Annotated in this window: 20 protein-coding genes; 10 read left to right on the forward strand and 10 right to left on the reverse strand. The window is 64.6% G+C overall.

Annotated elements, in window-relative coordinates:
* Window positions 1–94: 94 nt before the first annotated feature.
* From rpsP to B552_RS0119570, 5 genes are all read left to right on the forward strand, one after another.
* Window positions 95–346 (forward strand): 30S ribosomal protein S16, encoded by a 252-nt coding sequence (gene rpsP, locus B552_RS0119550; RefSeq protein WP_019450744.1) that lies wholly within the window; start codon window positions 95–97, stop codon window positions 344–346.
* Between the two features lie 61 nt (window positions 347–407).
* Window positions 408–1,070 carry a ribosome maturation factor RimM gene (rimM, locus tag B552_RS0119555; protein WP_019450745.1) on the forward strand — a complete coding sequence of 221 codons (663 nt, stop codon included), beginning with the start codon at window positions 408–410 and terminating at the stop codon, window positions 1,068–1,070.
* 18 nt (window positions 1,071–1,088) lie between these two features.
* A complete protein-coding gene (gene trmD, locus B552_RS0119560) occupies window positions 1,089–1,871 on the forward strand; it encodes a tRNA (guanosine(37)-N1)-methyltransferase TrmD (protein ID WP_019450746.1) in 783 nt (260 codons plus the stop codon).
* 73 nt (window positions 1,872–1,944) lie between these two features.
* On the forward strand, window positions 1,945–2,334 hold the full coding sequence (gene rplS, locus B552_RS0119565) for a 50S ribosomal protein L19 (RefSeq protein ID WP_019450747.1): 390 nt from the start codon (window positions 1,945–1,947) through the stop codon (window positions 2,332–2,334).
* A gap of 162 nt (window positions 2,335–2,496) precedes the next feature.
* Window positions 2,497–3,177, forward strand: a complete 681-nt coding sequence (locus B552_RS0119570) for a CoA pyrophosphatase (RefSeq protein ID WP_019450748.1) — start codon at window positions 2,497–2,499, stop codon at window positions 3,175–3,177.
* A 15-nt stretch (window positions 3,178–3,192) separates the two neighbouring features.
* Here B552_RS0119570 and B552_RS0119575 read toward each other — a convergent pair whose 3' ends face one another.
* Complete coding sequence (locus tag B552_RS0119575; protein ID WP_019450749.1) at window positions 3,193–4,041, reverse strand: sulfurtransferase; 849 nt, start codon at window positions 4,039–4,041, stop codon at window positions 3,193–3,195.
* Window positions 4,042–4,211: 170 nt separating this feature from the next.
* Between B552_RS0119575 and dnaE the strand changes: the two genes are divergently transcribed.
* Both dnaE and B552_RS0119585 read left to right on the forward strand, forming a co-directional pair.
* The gene (gene dnaE, locus B552_RS0119580) at window positions 4,212–7,715 is read left to right on the forward strand and encodes a DNA polymerase III subunit alpha (RefSeq protein WP_019450750.1); all 3,504 of its coding nucleotides are present in this window, start codon (window positions 4,212–4,214) and stop codon (window positions 7,713–7,715) included.
* Window positions 7,716–7,743: 28 nt separating this feature from the next.
* Window positions 7,744–8,970: a glycosyltransferase gene (locus B552_RS0119585; RefSeq protein WP_019450751.1), complete on the forward strand. Its 1,227-nt coding sequence runs from the start codon at window positions 7,744–7,746 to the stop codon at window positions 8,968–8,970.
* Here the strand turns inward: B552_RS0119585 and B552_RS0119590 are convergent.
* Complete coding sequence (locus tag B552_RS0119590) at window positions 8,903–9,685, reverse strand: glycosyltransferase family 2 protein (protein ID WP_035880102.1); 783 nt, start codon at window positions 9,683–9,685, stop codon at window positions 8,903–8,905. The two genes, B552_RS0119585 and B552_RS0119590, sit on opposite strands and share 68 nt — an antisense overlap.
* A 96-nt stretch (window positions 9,686–9,781) precedes the next feature.
* Between B552_RS0119590 and msbA the strand changes: the two genes are divergently transcribed.
* Both msbA and B552_RS0119600 read left to right on the forward strand, forming a co-directional pair.
* Complete coding sequence (gene msbA, locus B552_RS0119595; RefSeq protein WP_019450753.1) at window positions 9,782–11,548, forward strand: lipid A export permease/ATP-binding protein MsbA; 1,767 nt, start codon at window positions 9,782–9,784, stop codon at window positions 11,546–11,548.
* A gap of 84 nt (window positions 11,549–11,632) precedes the next feature.
* Window positions 11,633–12,226 (forward strand): peroxidase-related enzyme, encoded by a 594-nt coding sequence (locus tag B552_RS0119600; RefSeq protein WP_019450754.1) that lies wholly within the window; start codon window positions 11,633–11,635, stop codon window positions 12,224–12,226.
* A gap of 6 nt (window positions 12,227–12,232) precedes the next feature.
* Here B552_RS0119600 and B552_RS0119605 read toward each other — a convergent pair whose 3' ends face one another.
* The 8 genes from B552_RS0119605 to phnG all read right to left on the reverse strand — a co-directional run bounded on the left by B552_RS0119605 (window position 12,233) and on the right by phnG (window position 18,817).
* Entirely contained in the window at window positions 12,233–12,748 is a 516-nt protein-coding gene (locus B552_RS0119605; RefSeq protein WP_026035836.1) for a hypothetical protein, read from the reverse strand.
* 176 nt (window positions 12,749–12,924) lie between these two features.
* Complete coding sequence (locus B552_RS0119610; protein WP_019450756.1) at window positions 12,925–14,124, reverse strand: alpha-D-ribose 1-methylphosphonate 5-triphosphate diphosphatase; 1,200 nt, start codon at window positions 14,122–14,124, stop codon at window positions 12,925–12,927.
* Between the two features lie 39 nt (window positions 14,125–14,163).
* Window positions 14,164–14,886 carry a phosphonate C-P lyase system protein PhnL gene (gene phnL, locus B552_RS0119615; RefSeq protein WP_026035837.1) on the reverse strand — a complete coding sequence of 241 codons (723 nt, stop codon included), beginning with the start codon at window positions 14,884–14,886 and terminating at the stop codon, window positions 14,164–14,166.
* Window positions 14,887–14,891: 5 nt separating this feature from the next.
* A complete protein-coding gene (phnK, locus tag B552_RS0119620; protein ID WP_019450758.1) occupies window positions 14,892–15,668 on the reverse strand; it encodes a phosphonate C-P lyase system protein PhnK in 777 nt (258 codons plus the stop codon).
* On the reverse strand, window positions 15,665–16,561 hold the full coding sequence (locus B552_RS0119625) for an alpha-D-ribose 1-methylphosphonate 5-phosphate C-P-lyase PhnJ (protein WP_019450759.1): 897 nt from the start codon (window positions 16,559–16,561) through the stop codon (window positions 15,665–15,667). Before B552_RS0119625 ends, phnK begins: the two co-directional genes overlap by 4 nt.
* Complete coding sequence (locus tag B552_RS0119630; RefSeq protein WP_019450760.1) at window positions 16,558–17,679, reverse strand: carbon-phosphorus lyase complex subunit PhnI; 1,122 nt, start codon at window positions 17,677–17,679, stop codon at window positions 16,558–16,560. Before B552_RS0119630 ends, B552_RS0119625 begins: the two co-directional genes overlap by 4 nt.
* A 1-nt stretch (window position 17,680) precedes the next feature.
* Complete coding sequence (gene phnH, locus B552_RS0119635) at window positions 17,681–18,280, reverse strand: phosphonate C-P lyase system protein PhnH (protein ID WP_157160306.1); 600 nt, start codon at window positions 18,278–18,280, stop codon at window positions 17,681–17,683.
* Between the two features lie 48 nt (window positions 18,281–18,328).
* Window positions 18,329–18,817, reverse strand: a complete 489-nt coding sequence (gene phnG / locus B552_RS0119640; RefSeq protein WP_019450762.1) for a phosphonate C-P lyase system protein PhnG — start codon at window positions 18,815–18,817, stop codon at window positions 18,329–18,331.
* Window positions 18,818–18,999: 182 nt separating this feature from the next.
* Here phnG and phnF point away from each other — a divergent pair, with 182 nt between their 5' ends.
* Entirely contained in the window at window positions 19,000–19,734 is a 735-nt protein-coding gene (gene phnF / locus B552_RS0119645; RefSeq protein ID WP_026035839.1) for a phosphonate metabolism transcriptional regulator PhnF, read from the forward strand.
* Window positions 19,735–19,828: the final 94 nt, after the last annotated feature.

Genomic DNA, 19,828 nt, shown 5'->3' on the forward strand with positions numbered 1-19,828 from the left:
AGCGGGAAAGCCGTAAGTGTTTGTTTGGACTCGGGAAGTGGGCTATACTCTTGCGTTTCGTGTTCGCACACCCCCGTTTTTTCGAGGAATAAACATGGTCGTAATCCGTCTGGCTCGCGGCGGCAGCAAGAAGCGCCCGTTTTTCAACATCGTGGCAACCGATTCGCGCAACCGTCGCGATGGCCGTTTCATCGAGCGCGTTGGCTTCTACAACCCGCTGGCTTCCGAAAAGGAAGAGGGCCTGCGCCTGGTGCAAGACCGCCTGGCCTACTGGCAAGGCGTTGGCGCTCAACTGTCGCCGACCGTTGCCCGCCTGGTCAAGCAAGCTGCCAAGGCTGCTGCCTGATAGCTTTGAGCAGCGTGCCACGCAAGGCACGCGCCTGAAGCAATATTGACGCTCCGCTAAAGTGACTGGCAACGCCTCCGGCCGCAAGCCGTTGAACCTGGCCGCCACGCCAGGCGGTGCGCCCGGCCGGCAGGATAAACTGCCCGCCGCGCTGTTGTTCGCAGATAGCCTGCCCGACGATCTGGTCGAGGTGGGCTATGTGGGCGCAGCTTATGGTATCCGGGGCTGGATCAAGGTCCAGCCGCATGCGGACGACGCCTCCGCATTGCTCCACGCCCGTCGCTGGTGGTTGCTGCGTGCGCCGCCGGCAGGCGTGGTATCGGCGCCGGCCCAATCGGCCGATGCGATAAGCGTCAAGATCTCCCAGTCGCGTGAACACAGCGGTACCGTGGTTGCGCAGCCTTCCGGCGTTTCGGACCGCAATATGGCCGAAATGCTCAAGGGGCGCCGCGTCTGGATTCGGCGTGCGGATTTCCCCGCGCCGGAAGATGGTGAATTTTACTGGGTCGACCTGATCGGTTGTGCCGTGGTCAACGAGCAGGGCGAAGCGCTCGGCGAAGTGACTGGCCTGATCGACAACGGCGCCCATCAGATCCTTCAGGTGGCTTATACGCTGCCGGACGGCAAGGCCGAGGAGCGGCTGATCCCGTTTGTCGACGCGTTCCTGCGGACGGTGGATACATCGGCCCGGCGGATCGTGGTGGACTGGGGGCTCGATTACTGAAGTGCCAAGGGAGGCGCGATGCAGTTCGATGTAATCACGCTGTTTCCCGAGATGTTTCGCGCGCTGACCGACTGGGGTATCACCAGCCGGGCGGCCAAGCAGCAGCGCTATGCGCTGCGGACCTGGAATCCGCGCGATTTTACCGTCGACAATTACCGGACAATCGACGATCGCCCCTATGGCGGTGGCCCCGGCATGGTGATGCTGGCAAAGCCGCTCGAGGATGCGATAGACGCTGCCGCGGCAGCGCAGTCGGATGCGGGCGTCGACAGGCCGCACGTTGTGTTGATGTCGCCGCAGGGCGCACCGCTGACCCATGAAAAAGTCATGGCGTTGTCGCAGCGGCCAGGTCTGGTGCTGTTGTGCGGCCGGTATGAGGCGATCGACCAGCGTCTGATCGATCGTCGCGTGGACGAGGAAATCAGCCTCGGCGATTTTGTGCTGTCGGGCGGCGAACTGCCGGCCATGGCGCTGATCGATGCAGTGGTGCGGCATCTGCCCGGCGTGCTGGGCGATGCGCAGTCGGCGGTGCAGGACAGTTTCGTCAATGGCCTGCTCGATTGTCCGCACTACACGCGGCCGGAAGAATATGAAGGCGTGCGGGTTCCCGACATATTGCTCGGGGGCCATCATGCCGAGATCGAGAAGTGGCGGCGCCAGCAGGCGCTGGCCAATACCGCGCGCAAGCGTCCCGACCTGATCGTGGCCGCGCGCGAGCAAGGATTGTTGTCCAAGGCCGACGAGAAGTTTTTGTCGGAGTGGGCGGCGAAAGCAGGGCAGGAGTTCGCTCCCGCCAAATGAAATCCCCATCCTCTGCCGGGGCCCAGAACGATCTGGGGCATCCAACGCCGGCACGATGGTTACGGAGAAAACGATGAACATCATCGAGCAAATCGAGAAGGAAGAAATCGCGCGTCTGACGGCGAACAAGACCATCCCCGAATTCGCGCCTGGCGATACCGTTATCGTCAGCGTGAACGTGGTGGAAGGTAACCGCAAGCGCGTGCAGGCTTACGAAGGCGTGGTGATTGCCAAGCGTAACCGTGGCCTGAATTCGTCCTTCATCGTGCGCAAGATCTCGTCGGGTGAAGGCGTGGAGCGTACGTTCCAGCTGTACTCGCCGCTGATCGCCGGCATCGAAGTGAAGCGTCGCGGTGACGTCCGTCGCGCGAAGCTGTACTACCTGCGCGAGCGCTCGGGCAAGTCGGCACGTATCAAGGAAAAGCTGGTGACGAAGGCCAAGGCCACCGTCGCTGCGCAATAAGCTTTCCCTGTCAGGCACCGGGCAACCGGTGCCGTGCCGGAATTGCGAAGGACACCCCTCGGGTGTCCTTTTTCTTTGCTCGTTTCCTTTGTCTGATCCGCAACGCGGGCGCGATTATGCTGCGATGCGACATCGTGCGCTTCTGTCATACTTGTTGGCGTTATGCGCCCTAAATTCGACCCCGAGGCGCTACCGGTCATCGAGACCGATAGCCGCCGCGCGCCGCTTGCCGCGCCGCGTATGAAACCCGACTTCATCCGGCACCGGCTGCTTTCGCCGCCGGCATGGCAGCCAGAGCTGACCGACGAGTCGCGTGTCTACGACAAGACGCGCGGCCTGCGTGAAGCCGCGGTGCTGGTGCCTCTGGTGGAGCGCCCGGACGGCCTGACAGTGCTGCTTACCCAGCGCAATGCCAACCTGAATGCACACGCGGGACAGATCAGTTTTCCGGGTGGTGGCCAGGAAACCTTCGACGCCGACCGCATTGCCACGGCGCTGCGCGAAACCGAGGAAGAGATCGGCCTCGCAAGGGACTACATCGAGGTACTGGGTTCGCTGCCGGACTACATCACGGGTACCGGCTATCACGTGAGTCCGGTTGTCGGGCTGGTGCACACGGGTTTCACCCTGCATGCCGACGAGCGGGAAGTGGCGGAGATCTTCGAGGTGCCGCTGGCGTTCCTGATGGACCCGGCAAGGCATGAGCGCCGGCTGTTCCGCTGGGAAGGCGGCGAGCGCCTGTTCTACGCCATGCCCTATCCGCGCGAAGATGGTGGTCAGCACTTTATCTGGGGCGCCACGGCCGGCATGCTACGCAATCTCTACCACCTGCTGGCCGCCTGATTCGCGCCTGCAGGCTCAGGCAGCCGCCGGTGCGTTCACTTCCGCGCAGTGCGGGCAGCTCTTGCCCACCACGTATTTCGGGTGCTGTTGTTCCTCGGGCGAGACCACCGCGCGGCACGCGAAGCACTGCACAGGCCCGGACGGCTCCAGATTCGGATTCAGTGCGGTCCGGTAGTCAAACACGAAGCAATCGCCGTTGTAGTGGCTGCCGCCGACTTCCTCGAAATACTTGAGGATGCCGCCTTCGAGCTGATAGACGCGCTCGATGCCCACTTCCTGCATGTGGATGGCGGCTTTCTCGCAACGGATGCCTCCGGTGCAGAACGACACGACGGTCTTGCCTTCAAGTGCCGCCCTGTTCTCTGCCACCGCTGGCGGGAAATCGCTGAACTTGCCGATGCCGTACTCCACCGCGTCGTCGAACGTGCCAACCGCCACCTCGAACGCGTTGCGTGTATCGAGCATCACCACCGGGTGCCCTTCGTCGTCGTGCCCCTGGTCAAGCCAGCGCTTCAGGTCCACGGGCCGCACCGACGGCGCACGTCCGGCTTCCGGGCGGATCAGCGGCATCTTCATCGTGATGATTTCCTTCTTGGCACGCACGAGCATGCGCTTGAAGGGCTGGTTTTCCGACACGCTTTCCTTGGGCGCGATATCCGCGAAACGGGCGTCGGCATGCAGCCAGGCCATGAATTCGTCGATCTGTTCACGCGTGCCGGCCAGGAACATGTTGATGCCTTCCGGCGCAAGCAGGATCGTGCCTTTCAGGCCGGCCGCGTCGCAGCGTTCGCGCATGGCGGGGCGCAGGGTCTCGATGTCTTCGAGCGTGACGAACTTGTAAGCGGAAATATTGACGATCTGCATGGGCGCTGCTGCCGGGCCGGCGCACAAGGCGCTCGGTAACTGCCTGATTGGAAAGGCGAAATTATAGCCTCTCAAAGCGTTTCGGGACACCCGTCGACGTGTCGCCGGCGTCTCGCGTTTCAGAAAACTCTCAGACTGCGGGATTTGGGGAGCCGGTACAATGGCGCCCTATGTCTGCACCCCGCTTCGTACACCTCCGCCTGCACTCCGAGTATTCGATCGTTGACGGTATCGTCCGTCTCGACGACGCCGTCAAGGCCGCCGCCCGCGACGGCATGGGCGCGCTCGCGCTGACCGACCTCGCCAACGCCTTCGGCCTGATCCGCTTCTACAAGGAGGCGCGTGGCGGCGGCGTCAAACCGGTGGTGGGCGCCGACGTCTGGCTGACCAACGCCGATGATCGAGACAAGCCGTCGCGCATGTTGCTGCTCGTGCAGGACCGCATCGGTTACCTGAATCTGTGCACTTTGCTGTCGCGTGCTTGGCTCGGCAACCAGCACCGCGGCCGAGCCGAACTCGAGCCGGGCTGGTTCGAGGAACCGGGCGAAGAGGGCCTGCCGCTGGCCACCGGCCTGATCGCGCTTTCGGGTGCGATGGGCGGCGATGTTGGCCAGGCGCTGGCCAACGGCAATGCCGACGCGGCGCGCCGTGCCGCCGAGCACTGGGCCAGCGTGTTCCCGAAGCGTTACTACATCGAACTGCAACGTGCCGGCCAGCCAGGCACCGATGCCTACGTGCCGCAGGCCGTGCAACTCGCCGCATCGATGCAGCTTCCCGTGGTGGCCACGCACCCGGTGCAGTTCATGACGCAGGACGATTTCACGGCGCATGAGGCACGCGTCTGTATCGCCGAGGGCGAACTGTTGGCCAACCCGCGCCGCACGCGCAAGTTCACCACCGACCAGTACTTCAAGAGCCAGGACGAGATGGCCGCGCTATTCGCGGATATCCCGTCGGCGCTCCAGAACTCGGTGGAAATCGCCAAGCGTTGCAACCTGACGCTGGAACTCGGCAAGCCGCGCCTGCCGCTGTTCCCCACGCCCGACGGCATGTCGCTCGATGACTACCTCGTCTTCATGGCCAAGGACGGCCTGGAGAAGCGCCTGGCAGTCCTGTTCCCCGACGAGGCCGAGCGCGAGCAGAAGCGAGCCGAGTACTACGGGCGGCTGGAGTTCGAGACCGGCACCATCATCAAGATGGGCTTCCCGGGCTACTTCCTGATCGTGGCGGACTTTATCAACTGGGCGAAGAACAACGGCGTGCCAGTGGGTCCGGGCCGTGGCTCCGGTGCCGGTTCGCTGGTGGCGTACGCGCTTGGCATTACCGACCTTGATCCGCTCAAGTACGCGTTGCTGTTCGAGCGTTTCCTGAATCCGGAGCGGGTCTCGATGCCCGACTTCGATATTGACTTCTGCCAGCACGGCCGCGATCGCGTGATCACGTACGTGAAGGAAAAGTACGGCAAGGACGCCGTGTCGCAGATCGCCACGTTCGGCACGATGGCCGCCAAGGCTGCCGTGCGTGACGTGGGCCGCGTGCTGGACCTGGGCTATGGCTTTGTCGACAGCGTGGCCAAGCTGATCCCGTTCAAGCCGGGCAAACTCGTCACGCTAGAGGAAGCCAAGAAGGAAGAGCCGGCGCTGGCCGAGCGCGAACGCAACGAAGAAGAGGTGCGCCAGTTGCTGGAACTGGCGCAACGCGTGGAAGGCATGACGCGAAACGTCGGCATGCACGCCGGCGGGGTGCTGATCGCCCCGGGGCGCCTGACCGATTTCTGCCCGCTCTATACGCAGGGCACGGACGGCATGAGCGGCGTGGTCAGCCAGTACGACAAGGACGACGTGGAAGCCGCCGGCTTGGTCAAGTTCGACTTTCTGGGCCTGACCACGCTGACGATCCTCGACTGGGCCGAGCGCTACATCCGTCGCCTGGACCCGAGCAAGGCCGACTGGAACTGCAGCCAGATTCCGCTCGACGACGGCCCTGCGTTCGATATCCTCAAGAGCGCCAACACGGTGGCGGTGTTCCAGCTGGAAAGCCGCGGCATGCAGGGCATGCTCAAGGACGCCAAGCCCGACCGCTTCGAGGACATCATCGCGCTCGTGGCGCTGTATCGTCCCGGCCCGATGGACCTGATTCCGAGCTTCTGCGCGCGCAAGCATGGTCGCGAGAAGGTCGAGTATCCCGATCCGCGCGTCGAACCCGTGCTCAAGGAGACCTACGGCATCATGGTCTACCAGGAGCAGGTGATGCAGATGGCGCAGATCATCGGCGGCTACTCGCTCGGTGGCGCCGATCTCTTGCGCCGCGCCATGGGCAAGAAGAAGGCCGAAGAAATGGCCAAGCACCGCGAGTTGTTCCGCGAGGGCGCGGACAAGAACGGGCTGACCGCGCAACAGGCCGACGACATCTTCGACCTGATGGAGAAGTTCGCTGGCTACGGCTTCAACAAGTCGCACGCGGCTGCGTACGCGCTGCTGGCCTACTACACGGCGTGGCTCAAGGCGCACCATCCGGCCGAATTCATGGCAGCCAACATGTCGCTGGCCATGGACGACACGGACAAGGTCAAGATCCTCTACGAGGACTGCCGCCTGAACAAGATCGAGGTGCTGCCGCCCGACGTCAACGCGAGCGAGTACCGCTTCGCGCCGACCGACGCGAAGACGATTCGCTACGGTCTGGGCGGCATCAAGGGCTCCGGTCAGGGCGCGATTGAAGACATCCTGCGCGCGCGCGCGGAAAAGCCGTTCGAGGACCTGTTTGATTTCTGCGAACGCGTCGACCGCCGCCAGGTCAATCGCCGCACGATCGAGGCGCTGATTCGCGCCGGTGCGTTCGATAGCCTCAACGACAATCGCGCGCAACTGCTGGCATCGGTGTCGATCGCCATGGAGGCGGCTGACCAGAAGGCCGAATCGGCCAACCAGGTGTCACTGTTCGACCTGATGGACGACGCGGGCGAATCCCACCGCCCGGAACTGGTGGACGAGCCGCGATGGTCGCCCAAGCGCACGCTGCAGGAAGAAAAGCAGGCGCTCGGCTACTACTTCTCCGGCCATCTGTTCGATGCGTCGCGCGACGAAGTGCGCAAGTTCGTCAAGGGCACGCTTGCCGCGCTCGAAAAGGAAGTACAGGGCAACGGTGGCGGCTATGGCCGCGACGTGCGCGGCAAGGTGATTGCCGGCATCATCACGGGCATCCGCACCCAGATGACCCAGCGCGGCAAGCTGATCATCGTGCTGCTCGACGACGGGTCCGCGCAGATCGAACTGACGGTATTCAATGAGCTGTACGACGCCAACCGTCACATGTTCCGCGAAGACGAGCTGCTGATAGCCCACGGCAACGCGCGCCATGACACCTTCACGGGCGGCGTGCGGTTCACAGCGGAATCGGTGCTGGACCTGGTTGCCGCGCGCGCGCGCTATGCCGATGCGGTGTGCCTGGGCTTCAATGGCAACGCATCGACCGAGCGGCTGCGAGAACTGCTGACGCCGTACTTGGCCAACGTCTCGCAGACCCCGGGCGTACCGGTGCGCATTCGCTACGTCAACAAGACCGCGCAGTGCGAGGCAATGCTTGGCGACCAGTGGCAGATTACGCCATCCGAAGAAGCGCTGACGAGCCTGCGCAGTGCGCTGGGTGACACTGTGCGCATGATGTATGACTGATCGAATGAGCGCGCCCGGTGCGCCAGTTATGCGTAAGCCGCGCATCCTGTTTCATGTGACGCACTTCCTGCACGGCGGCATCGAGACGTCGCTGGTGTCGCTGCTTGCTGCGCTGGACCATGAAGGGTTCGAGGTCGGCCTGACGGTGACGTATCCGTCGGAGGCACTTGAGACCCATTTCCGCGCACGGCTGCCGGCCAGCGTGAAGCTGCAGGTGTTGGCGCCCGAGCGCTGGCTGTCGCATTGCCGCCAGCTCAAGAAGGCGCGCAAGCTCGGGCCGCTCGGCAAGGTCTACGAGGAATTGCTGCTGCCGCCGGTGCGCAAGCCGCTGATGAATCGCCGTTTCCGGCGGGTCCTGGCGCAGGGGTATGACGTGGTGGTTGACTACGACATGTCGCTGTCGCGCATTACCGGGCCGTTGCCGGTGCCGATGATCGGCTATCAGCACTTCAGCGTGGCGCACCTCGATCGGGGCCACCGACGCAAGTTGCGCAAGCTGCGGCATCAGTGCAAGACGGACTACGACGCCGTGGTGATGCTGACCGACAGCATGCTGAACGATGCGCGCGCGCTGATCCCCGAGGCGGCGGACAAGCTGGTGCGACTCTACAACACGATCGATCTCGACAATATCCGCGCCAGGGCGAACCTGCCGCTCGACGCAGCGGTGGCGCCTTCGGGGCCGTACATCGTATCCGTGGGCCGGCTGGAGGAAAGCCAGAAGGACTTCACCGCGCTGTTGCACGCCTATGCGCAACTGGTGCAGGAAGGGATCGAGGAGCGGCTGGTGCTGGTAGGCGACGGAGCGTCGCGGCCGCAACTGGAAGCGCTGGCGCGCTCGCTTGGCATCGCCGGCCGTGTGACCTTTGCCGGCTTCCAGTCCAATCCGCATGCCTGGATTCGTCAGGCCCGGCTGCTCGCGTTCAGTTCGAAGATGGAAGGCTTGCCCAATGTGCTGCTAGAAGGGCTGGCCGTGGGGCAGGTGGTGGTCAGTACCGATTGCCCGACGGGGCCGCGCGAGATTCTCGATGATGGCCGCGCCGGGCTGCTGGTGCCGGTTGGCGACGCCGCGCAACTGGCGGCGGCGATCCGGCAGGGCCTGCAGGACGCGCCGCTGCGCGAGGCGCTGCTGGCGCATGCCGCGCGCCACATCGAGCAGATGGGCTTTGGGCCAACCGCCCAGGCGTTCAGTGTGCTTGCGGGTCGCCTGACGCAACGGGCTGCCGCGCCTGCTGCTGCAGCAGCCACAGCTTGATGTACTTGTAGTAGCTGGCCTGGCCGTTCATCAGGGCGATGGCAACGCCCTGCGGGCCATCCAGGAAGCCGCGGCGCAGGACATAGGTGCGCAGGAACGCCCAGCTTCCATGGAGCCACGCGCTGGCCGGCGAGGCGGTCTTGCCGCGCTGGAACGCCTGCTGGGCGCCCAGCGTCGAGTATTGGTCGACCTTGCGCAGCACCTGCGAGAAGTTGTCGTAGGTGTAGTGCAGCAGCGGGTTCTGCAGGTGGGCAACCGGGCCGTCGGTCACCACGTTTTCGTGCACAAGGTCGTCGGTGAACCTGGCCTTGCCCGCGCGGAACAGGCGGATCAGGCGGTCGGGGTACCAGCCGCTGTGCCGGATGAAGCGGCCGCAGAAGCGTGACAGGCGTGGCATGTCGTAAGCGTCGGCCTGGCCCGATGCAATCGCCGCCAGGATCTCGTCGCGCAGTTCCGGCGTGACGCGCTCGTCGGCGTCGATGGAGAGTACCCACTCACTCTGCACCTTGGACAGGGCGAGGTTCTTTTGTGGGCCGAAACCGGGCCACGTGGCGGTCTCGTAGACCTCAGCGCCCATGGCGCGCGCGGTCTCTACTGTGCCGTCCGTGCTGCCGGAGTCCACTATAATCGCGCGGTCGCACCAGGAGACGCTTTCGAGGCACTCCCGGATATTGTGTGCCTCGTTTTTGGTAATCAGTACGACAGAGATTTTCATAGAGATGCTTGCAATGGGATACCGCTTGCCGACGCTGCCCGCCATTCTAGCGGCAGTCGCCCCGGCGTCCCTTTCCCGTTGGCAAGTGGAGCGAACGTGAACGACAACAAACAGCAAACGCCCCAGGAATCCGACACCCTCAAGCGCGTCTGGGCCTATCTGCAGCCCGAGAAGCGCAACTTTGTCCTGGCCATCATCGCCATGGCCCTGGTGGCGGGTGCCGAAGGGATTATTCCGAAGGTCGTCAACGACCTCCTCGACAAGGGCTTCGGCGGCACCTACGCCGGCAAGCTCTGGCACGTTCCCGCACTGCTGGTGGGCGTGGCGCTGGTGCGCGGCCTAGCGCAGTTTGCCTCGGGCTACCTGCTTTCGCTGATCTCGAACCGCGTGTTGCTGAAGATGCGCATGCAGATGTTCGACCGCATGCTGCACGCGCCGGCGCTGTTCTTCCACCGCAATACCGCCGCATCGCTGATCAACGCCGTGATCTTCGAGGTGAACCAGGTGATGCAGATCCTCACGGGTGTGCTGATCACGCTGGTGCGCGATTCGTTGACCGTGCTGGCCCTGCTGATCTACCTGTTCTACACGAACTGGAAGCTGACGCTGGTGGTGGCGGTGCTGCTGCCTGCGATCGGCTTTGTGATGTCGAAGGTCAACCGCCGCCTGCGCCGCCTGAACCGCGAACACCAGACGCTGACCAACACCGCCGCCTATGTCGTGGAGGAATCCGTCGGTGGCTTCAAGGTGGTCAAGCTCCACGGCGGCGAAGCGTATGAAATGTCGCGTTTCGAGGTGATGGCCGAGCGGCTGCGCGGATATTCGATGCGCATGGCAGTGGCCGGCGGCCTGAACCAGCCGGTAACGGCATTCCTGGCATCGCTGGCGCTGTCCGTGATCCTGACGATCGCAATGATCCAGGCGCAGGGCAACCAGACCACGATCGGCGCCTTCACCGGTTTCGTGATGGCGATGCTGCTGCTGATCTCGCCGCTCAAGCACCTGGCCGACCTGAACCAGCCGCTGCAGCGCGGCCTGACCGCTGCCGAAATGATCTTCCGGCTGATCGACGAACCGATCGAGCCGCAAGCCGGTGGTCTGCCGCTGGAGCGTGCGCGTGGCGATCTCGTGCTCGACAACGTGGGTTTCCGTTATGGCGACGCCCCGCGTGCCGCACTGAACCATGTGAGCCTCCGTGCCGCGCCGGGCGAGGTAGTGGCGCTGGTGGGCCCTTCGGGTAGTGGCAAGACCACGCTCGTGAACCTGGTGCCGCGTTTCTTCGATCCGACCGAGGGGCGCATCCTGCTCGACGGCCAGCCGATCGACCGCTTTGCGCTGGCGGACCTGCGCCGCCAGATCGCCTTCGTCAGCCAGGATGTCGTGCTGTTCAACGACACCGTGGCCGCCAACGTGGCCTATGGTGTGCATCCGCGCGAAAAGATCGACATCGCCCGCGTGGAGCGCGCGCTGGCGGCTGCCTACCTGACGGACGTGGTCAAGGGCCTGCCAGAGGGGCTGGAGACCAATATCGGCGACAACGGCATGAAGCTGTCCGGCGGCCAGCGCCAGCGCATGGCCATCGCACGCGCAATCTACAAGGATGCGCCGATCCTGATCCTGGACGAAGCTACCTCGGCACTCGATTCCGAATCCGAACGCCAGGTGCAGGCGGCGCTGGAATCGCTGATGGTCGGCCGTACCACGCTGGTGATTGCACACCGCCTGTCGACGATCGAGAACGCCGACCGGATCGTGGTGCTGGAGCAAGGCCGTGTTGCCGAGCAGGGCAGCCATGCCGAGCTGCTCGACAGAAATGGCTTGTACGCGGGCCTGCATCGCATCCAGTTCGCGTCACAGGCGTAAGCTTTCCGTGATTCGACGGCCGTGACAACAACGAGTCACGGCCGGGCATGTACCAACAGGGAAAGATATCCCGAGGAGACAGACATGACCCAGCCACAAGCGCCGATCAGCCGCTACCCGGTTCCCACCATCGAAAACCTGCCGGACGACATCCGGCAGCGTGTCCTGGAAGTCCAGGAAAAGGCCGGCTTTGTTCCCAACGTCTTCCTGACCCTGGCCCATCGGCCGGACGAGTGCCGCGCATTCTTCGCGTATCACGACGCGCTGATGCTCAAGGAGACCGGCAACCTGACCAAGGGCGACCGCGAGATGATCGTGGTGGCCACTTCCGGCGCGAACCAGTGCCTCTACTGCGTGGTGGCCCACGGCGCCATCCTGCGCATCTACGAGAAGAAACCGCTGGTGGCCGACCAGGTGGCCGTCAACTACCTCAAGGCCGATATCACGCCGCGCCAGCGGGCGATGCTCGATTTCGCGATGAAAGTCTGCCAGGCTTCGCACACGGTTGGCGAAGCCGATTTCGACGCGCTGCGCGCTCACGGGTTTGACGACGAAGACGCGTGGGATATCGCTGCCATCACGGCGTTCTTTGGACTGTCCAACCGCATGGCCAACACCATCGGCATGCGGCCCAACGACGAGTTCTTCCTGATGGGCCGCGTGCCCAGGGCGAAGTAGCCTAAATCAGCGGATCTGCGCGCAGCCGCCACTCCTGGGGTCAAACAGCACAGGCCACGCTTCGTCGTAGATCCCCGGGGTGCAATGTTTCTCGCAGCGTGCGTGGGCCAGCGTGATGCGGCGTGGGTCTTGCCAGACCATCAGCGTGCAGCCGCTGCCATCGATCGCATGCAGCTCGATGTGTGGCGTCTGCTGTACCTGCTTGAACTCTGCCAGGTCGAAATGACACCAGCCACGGCGCGATACCCAGAGCTTCCAGGTCAGCGTTTGCACGGCGTTGTGCGAAACGCGTACCGTGGCATCTTCCCGGAAACCGTCTTCCTCCGTGCGCTTGCAAGAGCCTGCAATGTCGATTTCATGCGGCGCGATCGGCGTGGCACGCACCACCTCTGGCTGCTGGGTCGGGTAGGGCGCCGGAAGCGGGCGTTGATAGACCGGCGGCGCCCTGGAGACGAACATGTCCTCACAGGCCGCGCACAAAAAAACAGCCAGCAGTGCTGGCATTGCATTTATTAACTTCATGTCGGCCCCCCTTGCGTGACCCGCTCGCGCCTATTCACTGTAGGGGATGCCATTCCAAAGGCCAGCCCGATATGTTCGGGAAAAATCCTAGCGTGCGGGTTCGGGGCGGCAGCCTATATTTAGAGAATGTGCCGGCGCGATGCAATGCGCCGGCCCTCTCAAGCTTGCGCCGCGTCTCAAGCCACCGCCCGCATTTCCGCCGCACGTGGCGCCGCGTGCTGCACCATCGGGTATCCCGCCGCAAATACCAGCCGACCTGCCGACCACGTGTGTGTGACCAGCGGCTGTCCGGCGACGTTGCCCACGGCGATCACGTCGGCGCGCTTGCCCGGCGCCAGGCGGCCGCGGTCGTTCAGCAGGCAGGCATCGGCCGGGTTGGCGGTGACCAGTGCAAGCGCCTTGTCGAGCGGCAGTTCGGCCAGGCGAGCGGCGGCGAACGCTGCGGCGATCAGCGTCGAAGGCTGGTAATCGGAGCAGAGGATAGTGCCGACACCGGCGTGGATGGCATCGATCGCTCGCATCGACCCGCTCTGGCTCTTGCCGCGCAGTACGTTCGGTGCGCCAAGGATCGTCGGCAGCGCATGGGCCGAGGCGGCCTGCGCCGTTTCCACGTTGATCGGGAATTCGCTCATGCGCACACCGAGCGCGTGCATCGCGGCAATCCGCTGCGGCGAATCGTCGTCGTGGCTCGCCGTGGGAATGCCAAGCTCATGAGCCTTGGAGACGAGCCGGTTGACGCGCTCGGTCGCGCCGTCGAGTGAGGCCGTCTTCTTCGCGGCAGCATCGGCGGCTTCCTCGCGGCTCATGCCGTGGTTGCCCATCATGTACGACAGGTACGCATCAAGCGTCTTGAACTGGCCCTGGCCCGGCGAGTGGTCCATGACCGACAGCAGGTCGACCACGCCTTCCGCCATCAGCATTTCGAGCACGGGCACGGCGGCCCCATCGGTCACTTCGTAGCGGCAGTGGATGCGGTTGTCGACGAGGCTGTGCGTGCGATAGGCCGCCACCGCGCGCACCAGCGTTGCGGCGGTCTCGTTGTTGCGCACGCCGAACTGGTTGCTGGCGAAAGAAAGCGCGTGGTACGGCGTGGTGATGCCGGCCGTGGCGTTGCGCCGGTCCACCTGCGCAACGGCAAAGTCGAGCGGGAACAGCACATTGGCTCGTGGCTCGGCTTCCTTTTCGATGGCATCGCAATGCACGTCGATCAGGCCAGGCATCACGGTATGGCCGCGCAGGTCGATGACGTTGGCGCTGGCGGGGGCCGAGGCGGGCTCGATGGCGGCGATCTGTCCGTCGGCGATCAGCAGCGCGCTGTCTTGCAGCACGCAATCGGGCAACACCAGCGTCGCGTGCGTGAGGTAAGTGGTAGACATGTCCGGTTCCGTTTCAGGTTCAGGCAAGGTCGGTCGGTTTCAGGCGAGTGCGGTGGCAGGCTGCAGCGGCAACAGGCGCGTGGCCACGGCGTCGCGCACGGCTTCGTCGTGGAAAATGCCGACCAGCGCGCGGCCCTCGGCCAGCGCCTCGAGGATCAGGGCGATCACCACGGCCCGGTTCTCGGCATCGAGCGACGCGGTGGGTTCGTCGAGCAACAGGATCGGATGCCCGCCGATCAGGCCGCGCGCAATGTTCACGCGCTGCTGCTCGCCGCCAGAGAACGTGGCAGGCGGCAGTTCCCACAGGCGGCGCGGCAGGTTCAGCCGGTCTAGCAGCGCGGCGGCCCGGATGCGAGCCTCCTCGTGGCTGGTGCCGCGTTGCTGCAGCGGCTCGGCTACCACGTCAAGCGCGGAGACGCGCGGTATGGCGCGCAGGAACTGCGAGACATAGCCAATCACGTCGCGGCGCAGCTTGAGCACGCGCTGTTCCGGAGCATGGCTCAGTTCTACCCACGGTTCGTCCGGCATGCTGGTGTCGCGCAGGCGGATCGTGCCTTCGGTTGCCAGGTAGTTGCCGTACAGGCACCGCAGCAGTGTGCTCTTGCCGGTGCCCGAGCGGCCCGACAGCACCAGGCATTCGCCGCGCGACGCATCGAAATCGATCGCGCGCAGTACCGGCAGGCGGATGCCGCCCTGGTTGTGCAACGTGAACATCTTGCCGAGGCCACGAACCTCGATCAGCTTCTGGTTGTCTGCTTGCATCATGATCATCCCTGCAGGATCGAGGAAACCAGCAACTGCGTGTACGGATGCTGCGGGTCATCGAGGATCTGGTCGGTCAGGCCTTGTTCGACCACCCGGCCACCTTGCATCACCAACGTGCGATGCGCGAGCAGCCGTGCCACGGCCAGGTCGTGCGTGACGAGGATCGCAGCCAGGCCGAGGTCGGTGACCAGGCGGCGCATCAGGTCGAGCAGGCGGGCCTGCACCGAGACATCGAGCGACGCGGTGGGCTCGTCCATGAACACCAGGCGCGGATGCGTGACCAGGTTGCGCGCAATCTGCAGCCGCTGCTGCATGCCGCCAGAGAACGTGCTCGGCACATCGTCCAGGCGTGCAAGGTCGATCTCCATCTTTTCGAGCCATGCACCGGCGATCTCGCGCAGGTCGCCATAGTGGCGATTGCCGACGGCCATCAGGCGTTCGGCGATATTGGCGCCGGCGCTGACCTGCATGCGCAGGCCGTCGCGGGCGTGCTGGCGCACGAAGCCCCAGTCGGTGCGTGCCAGCAGGCGCATGCGCGCGCTCGACAGCGTGGCCAGGTCCGTCAGCCCCGATTCGCGCATGTCGTAGCTGACACTGCCGCGCTGCGCCTTGACCTGCATCGACAGCGCCTGCAGCAGCGTGCTCTTGCCCGAGCCCGATTCACCCACCACGCAAAGCACTTCTCCGGGATACAGGTCGAAGGCTACGTCGTGGCAGCCGTGCACGCCATCCCAGGTGTGCGTCAGGCTGCGTACCGACAGCAGTGGTGTCGCGCTCATTGTTCACCTCCGGCGGCATGCTTTATGGCCTGTGCGGCCTGCGCGGCCTGGCGATCGGCACAGTATTCGGTGTCCGAGCAGACGAACATGCGCGTGCCGGCATCGTCGGTGATGATCTCGTCGAGGTAGCTGTCGGTGGCGCCGCATTGCGCGCAGCAGCTAGACCACTTCTCCACGGTGAACGGATGATCGACAAAATCGAGGCTCTTGACCGACGTGTACGGCGGCACCGCATAGACACGCTTCTCGCGTCCGGCGCCAAACAGCATCAGCGCAGGGCTGCGGTCGAGCTTGGGGTTGTCGAACTTCGGGATCGGCGAGGGCCGCATCATGTAGCGCTGGTTGACGATCACGGGATAGTCGTAGGTGGTGGCGATATGGCCGTGATGGGCGATGTCTTCATACAGCTTCACGTGCATCGAGCCATATTCGGCCAGCGCATGCATCGTGCGCGTTTCGGTCTCGCTCGGCTCCAGCCAGCGCAACGGCTCGGGGATGGGTACCTGGTAGACCATCGTCTGGCCTGCGCGCAGTTTCGTTTCCGGAATGCGGTGGCGCGTCTGGATGATGGTGGCCTCGGCGGTGCGCTCGGTGGTCTGGACGCCGGTCACGCGGCCGAAGAAGCGGCGGATGTTGATCGCGTTGGTGGTGTCGTCCGATCCCTGGTCGATGACCTTGAGCACGTCCTGACGGCCGATGATGGCAGCCGTGACCTGGATGCCGCCCGTGCCCCAGCCATATGGCAGCGGCATTTCGCGGCTGCCGAACGGCACCTGGTAGCCCGGAATCGCCACGGCCTTCAGCAGCGCGCGGCGCAGCATGCGCTTGGTCGATTCGTCGAGGTAGGCGAAGTTGTAGTGGTCGTCGCGTGCGACGGTGGCGGTGGCGTTCATGCCAGCGACTCCTCCTGGGGTTGTTCTTCGGCCGGCTCGGTGGCGGCCGTGCCTTGCTGTTCGGCACGCAGGCGGCGCAGCAGTTCGAGGTTGGCCTGGAAGTCCACGTAGTGCGGCAGCTTCAGGTGTTGCACGAAGCCGGACGCTTCGACGTTATCGCTGTGGTACAGCATGAACTCGATGTCATTGGCCGGGGCATCGCCGGCCTCGCCGAGTTCTTCGGCGCGCATTGCACGGTCGGCCAGTGCCATCGACATCGCCTTGCGTTCGTTGTAGCCGAACACGAGGCCGTAGCCGCGTGTCAGGCGCGGCGCTTCGTCGGCGTTGCCGGCGAACTGGCTCACCATCTGGCATTCGGTCAGCTCGACTTCACCGATCGTCACGGCAAAGCCAAGTTCCTCGACGAACAGTTCGACTTCGGTGCTGCCAAAGCGGATCTCCGCCGCGAACGGGTGCGAGTTGCCGTAGCCGCGCTGCGTCGAGTAACCCATCGACAGCAGAAAGCCTTCGTCGGCACGCGCCAGGTTCTGCAGGCGTGCGGGCCGCTCGGCGGGAAAGGTCAGCGGTTCGCGCGTCAGGTCCGGCGGGGCGGGGTCGCCCGCGGGGATCGTATCGGCTTCGACAAGCGATTCAGCTTCGAGCAGACCGGTGACGCGCGGCATGTTCGTTGTCAGCGGTTCCGGTGACGGCGGCAGCGGAGCGGGATCGCGGCCCGCTTCCAGCGAAAAGTCGAGCAGGCGCTGCGTGTAGTCGTAGGTCGGGCCGAGTACCTGCCCGCCGGGCACGTCCTTGAACGTCGACGAGATCCGGCGCTGCAGGCGCATCTTGCCGGTATCGAGCGCCTGCGTGTAACCGAAGCGCGCGAGCGTGGTGCGGTAGGCGCGCAGCAGGAAGATCGCCTCGATCTGGTCGCCTGCGGCCTGCTTGAGCGCAAGCGCGGCCAGGTGCGGATCATAGAGCGAGCCTTCGGCCATCACGCGTGCCACGGCCAGCGGCATCTGCTCGCGAATCTGGTCGAGCGTGATCTCCGGAACCGAGGTATCGCCACGACGGTAGGTGTCCAGCATCTGGTAGGAGTTCAGGATGGCGCGTTCGCCTCCCTTGACGGCTACGTACATGTCAGTCCTCCACGTGCGTGGTGCGCGTCATCGCGCAGAATTGATCGCCGCTGGCCAGCAGCAGGTCCACGCCTAGCGGGAAGCCCGCGTTGTTGGCGCGCCAGCTTTTGCGGAAGTCGGCCGGCAGGCCGGTCACGCGCAGCGTCTGCGTGGTGTCGATGCCGGGTCCGCGCAGCGTAAGCGCCTCGCCTTCCTGCAGCGATGCGACTTCCACGATCAGCGTGGCAGAGCGATCTGGGTAGGCGGGCAGGCCTTGCGCGCATTCGGCGAGCGCTGGCATGGCATGGCCGGCCGGGACGCAGACAAAGGTGGCTGCATCAAGCGCATCGACAAGCGGGCAACCGCAATGGAAGCGCAGGAACGCGCGCGCCGCGGCCGGTACGCCGGCGGGCAGCCAGACAGGGGTGTCGGGGTCGGCCAGCGTCAGCAGCAAGGCGGTCAGCGCCGCCGACAGGCCCTCGGGCTGTCCACTAGTCACGGGCAGCGATTCAATCCGGCCCGGATGGGCAAACGCGTCGAGCGTGGCGCGAAACACCTGCTGGGCGTCATCGACGGGGTTCTCGAAACCCGGCAGCAGCGAGGTGGCCGGCGTGGCGGTCATCGGCAGGGTGGCAATTGGTTGGATGGCAATCGGTTGGGTGGATGGCATTCAGTCCTCTCCGCGAACCATCGTGAAGAATTCGACGCGTGTTTGCGCGGCAGTGGCTGCCTGGCGCGCGGCGCGCTCGGCCAGGGCCCGCTCCAGCGGTGTGATGACGATGTCCATCACACGCTGGTGCCGCGCGGGTAGCTGCAGCAGTGCGTCCAGCACGGCTGCCTGCTCGGCATGGCGCGTACCGCGCCCCTGTACATAGGCCACGCCGGCAGTGGCGGGCTGGTCTTGCGTCTCATCGAGCACCACGGCGCAACGTGTGACGGACATTTCGCCCAGATTGAACTGGGCCCCGGTGCCGCCTGCACGGGCCCGGACCATCGCCATGCCTGATTCCGGTTTGCGCAGCAGCCGGTAACCGGGCAGCGCAGCCACATTGCCCAACTGGGAGTAGGCCGCATCCAGCGCGTCCGATTGGGCCAGCGCCAGGACCCGCATCCACGCGGCACGCGCCGCATTGGCCTGGCCTGCGGTTTCGCTTTCCATGATCACCCCTATACGTCTATACGTTTAGATGTAAACTAACACAACACGGCGATACTAGACCACAGGCAGATGAACGTTTCGTGACCGGCCCGGCGTTTTCTCGGGCACGCGACAGGCGCGCCGGGCCTGAGGCACAATCGCACGGTAGTGATGAATGCTTGATGACAACAGGACAGGGCAAGATGTCTGATCGGGAAGTCGAACGGGGTTCGGGCGTTGCGGTATGGCGCCAGATTGGCGAGGCGCTGGCGGAGGACATCCGCAACAAGCTGTATGGCCCGGGCGAGCAATTGCCGCCGGAGCCGGAACTTGCATCGCGCTTTGCCGTGAACCGCCATACGATCCGGCGCGCGATGGGCGAGCTGGAGCTGAGCGGTCTCGTGCGGATCGAGCAGGGCCGCGGCACCTTTGTGCAGGAACATGCGATCGACTATGCAATCGGCCGTCGTACGCGCTTTTCGCAGAACCTGGCCGCGCAGGGCATGCGCGGGCACACGGAAATCGTCGACAGCCAGATCCTGCGCGCGCCGGAGATCGCCAAACACCTCGGGCTGGGCCGGACGGCGGAGATCCTGCACGTGCAGATGGTTGGCAAGGCCGAGGGCCGCACGATCGACGTGGCCGAGCATTATTTCGACCCGAAGCGGTTCCCCGATCTCGAAGAGAAGGTGCGTGGCACGCAGTCGATCTCGCGGGCACTCGCGCTGTACGGCATTGCCGATTACACGCGCAAATGGTCGCGCATCACCGCGGCCATGCCGAGCGCACCGGTGGCACGCCTGCTAAACCAGCCCAAGACGCGCCCGATCCTGCAGGTGGAGGCACTGAATGTCGACATCGACGGCGCGCCCGTGCAATACAGCATGACGCGCTTCGCCGGCGACTGGGTACAACTGACCGTTTCCGATAACGAATAGCGATTGAATGAGAGCGTCGCCCGGGCTGTTCCCGGTTTGTCCCGGAAAGGCGATGCAGCCACATTGGTCTAGACATCCGTCTGTCATTTGCCGA

This window comes from Cupriavidus sp. BIS7 (assembly GCF_000292345.1).
Taxonomy (GTDB): domain Bacteria; phylum Pseudomonadota; class Gammaproteobacteria; order Burkholderiales; family Burkholderiaceae; genus Cupriavidus.

Excerpts from the sequence above, each read along its gene's own strand:
- rpsP (WP_019450744.1), top strand. The coding sequence starts at position 95 with ATGGTCGTAATCCGTCTGGCTCGCGGCGGCAGCAAGAAGCGCCCGTTT.
- trmD (WP_019450746.1), top strand. The coding sequence starts at position 1,089 with ATGCAGTTCGATGTAATCACGCTGTTTCCCGAGATGTTTCGCGCGCTG.
- rplS (WP_019450747.1), top strand. The coding sequence starts at position 1,945 with ATGAACATCATCGAGCAAATCGAGAAGGAAGAAATCGCGCGTCTGACG.
- B552_RS0119570 (WP_019450748.1), top strand. The coding sequence starts at position 2,497 with ATGCGCCCTAAATTCGACCCCGAGGCGCTACCGGTCATCGAGACCGAT.
- B552_RS0119575 (WP_019450749.1), bottom strand. The coding sequence starts at position 4,041 with ATGCAGATCGTCAATATTTCCGCTTACAAGTTCGTCACGCTCGAAGAC.
- dnaE (WP_019450750.1), top strand. The coding sequence starts at position 4,212 with ATGTCTGCACCCCGCTTCGTACACCTCCGCCTGCACTCCGAGTATTCG.
- B552_RS0119585 (WP_019450751.1), top strand. The coding sequence starts at position 7,744 with ATGCGTAAGCCGCGCATCCTGTTTCATGTGACGCACTTCCTGCACGGC.
- B552_RS0119590 (WP_035880102.1), bottom strand. The coding sequence starts at position 9,685 with ATGAAAATCTCTGTCGTACTGATTACCAAAAACGAGGCACACAATATC.
- B552_RS0119600 (WP_019450754.1), top strand. The coding sequence starts at position 11,633 with ATGACCCAGCCACAAGCGCCGATCAGCCGCTACCCGGTTCCCACCATC.
- B552_RS0119605 (WP_026035836.1), bottom strand. The coding sequence starts at position 12,748 with ATGAAGTTAATAAATGCAATGCCAGCACTGCTGGCTGTTTTTTTGTGC.
- B552_RS0119610 (WP_019450756.1), bottom strand. The coding sequence starts at position 14,124 with ATGTCTACCACTTACCTCACGCACGCGACGCTGGTGTTGCCCGATTGC.
- phnL (WP_026035837.1), bottom strand. The coding sequence starts at position 14,886 with ATGCAAGCAGACAACCAGAAGCTGATCGAGGTTCGTGGCCTCGGCAAG.
- phnK (WP_019450758.1), bottom strand. The coding sequence starts at position 15,668 with ATGAGCGCGACACCACTGCTGTCGGTACGCAGCCTGACGCACACCTGG.
- B552_RS0119625 (WP_019450759.1), bottom strand. The coding sequence starts at position 16,561 with ATGAACGCCACCGCCACCGTCGCACGCGACGACCACTACAACTTCGCC.
- B552_RS0119630 (WP_019450760.1), bottom strand. The coding sequence starts at position 17,679 with ATGTACGTAGCCGTCAAGGGAGGCGAACGCGCCATCCTGAACTCCTAC.
- phnH (WP_157160306.1), bottom strand. The coding sequence starts at position 18,280 with ATGACCGCCACGCCGGCCACCTCGCTGCTGCCGGGTTTCGAGAACCCC.
- phnG (WP_019450762.1), bottom strand. The coding sequence starts at position 18,817 with ATGGAAAGCGAAACCGCAGGCCAGGCCAATGCGGCGCGTGCCGCGTGG.
- phnF (WP_026035839.1), top strand. The coding sequence starts at position 19,000 with ATGTCTGATCGGGAAGTCGAACGGGGTTCGGGCGTTGCGGTATGGCGC.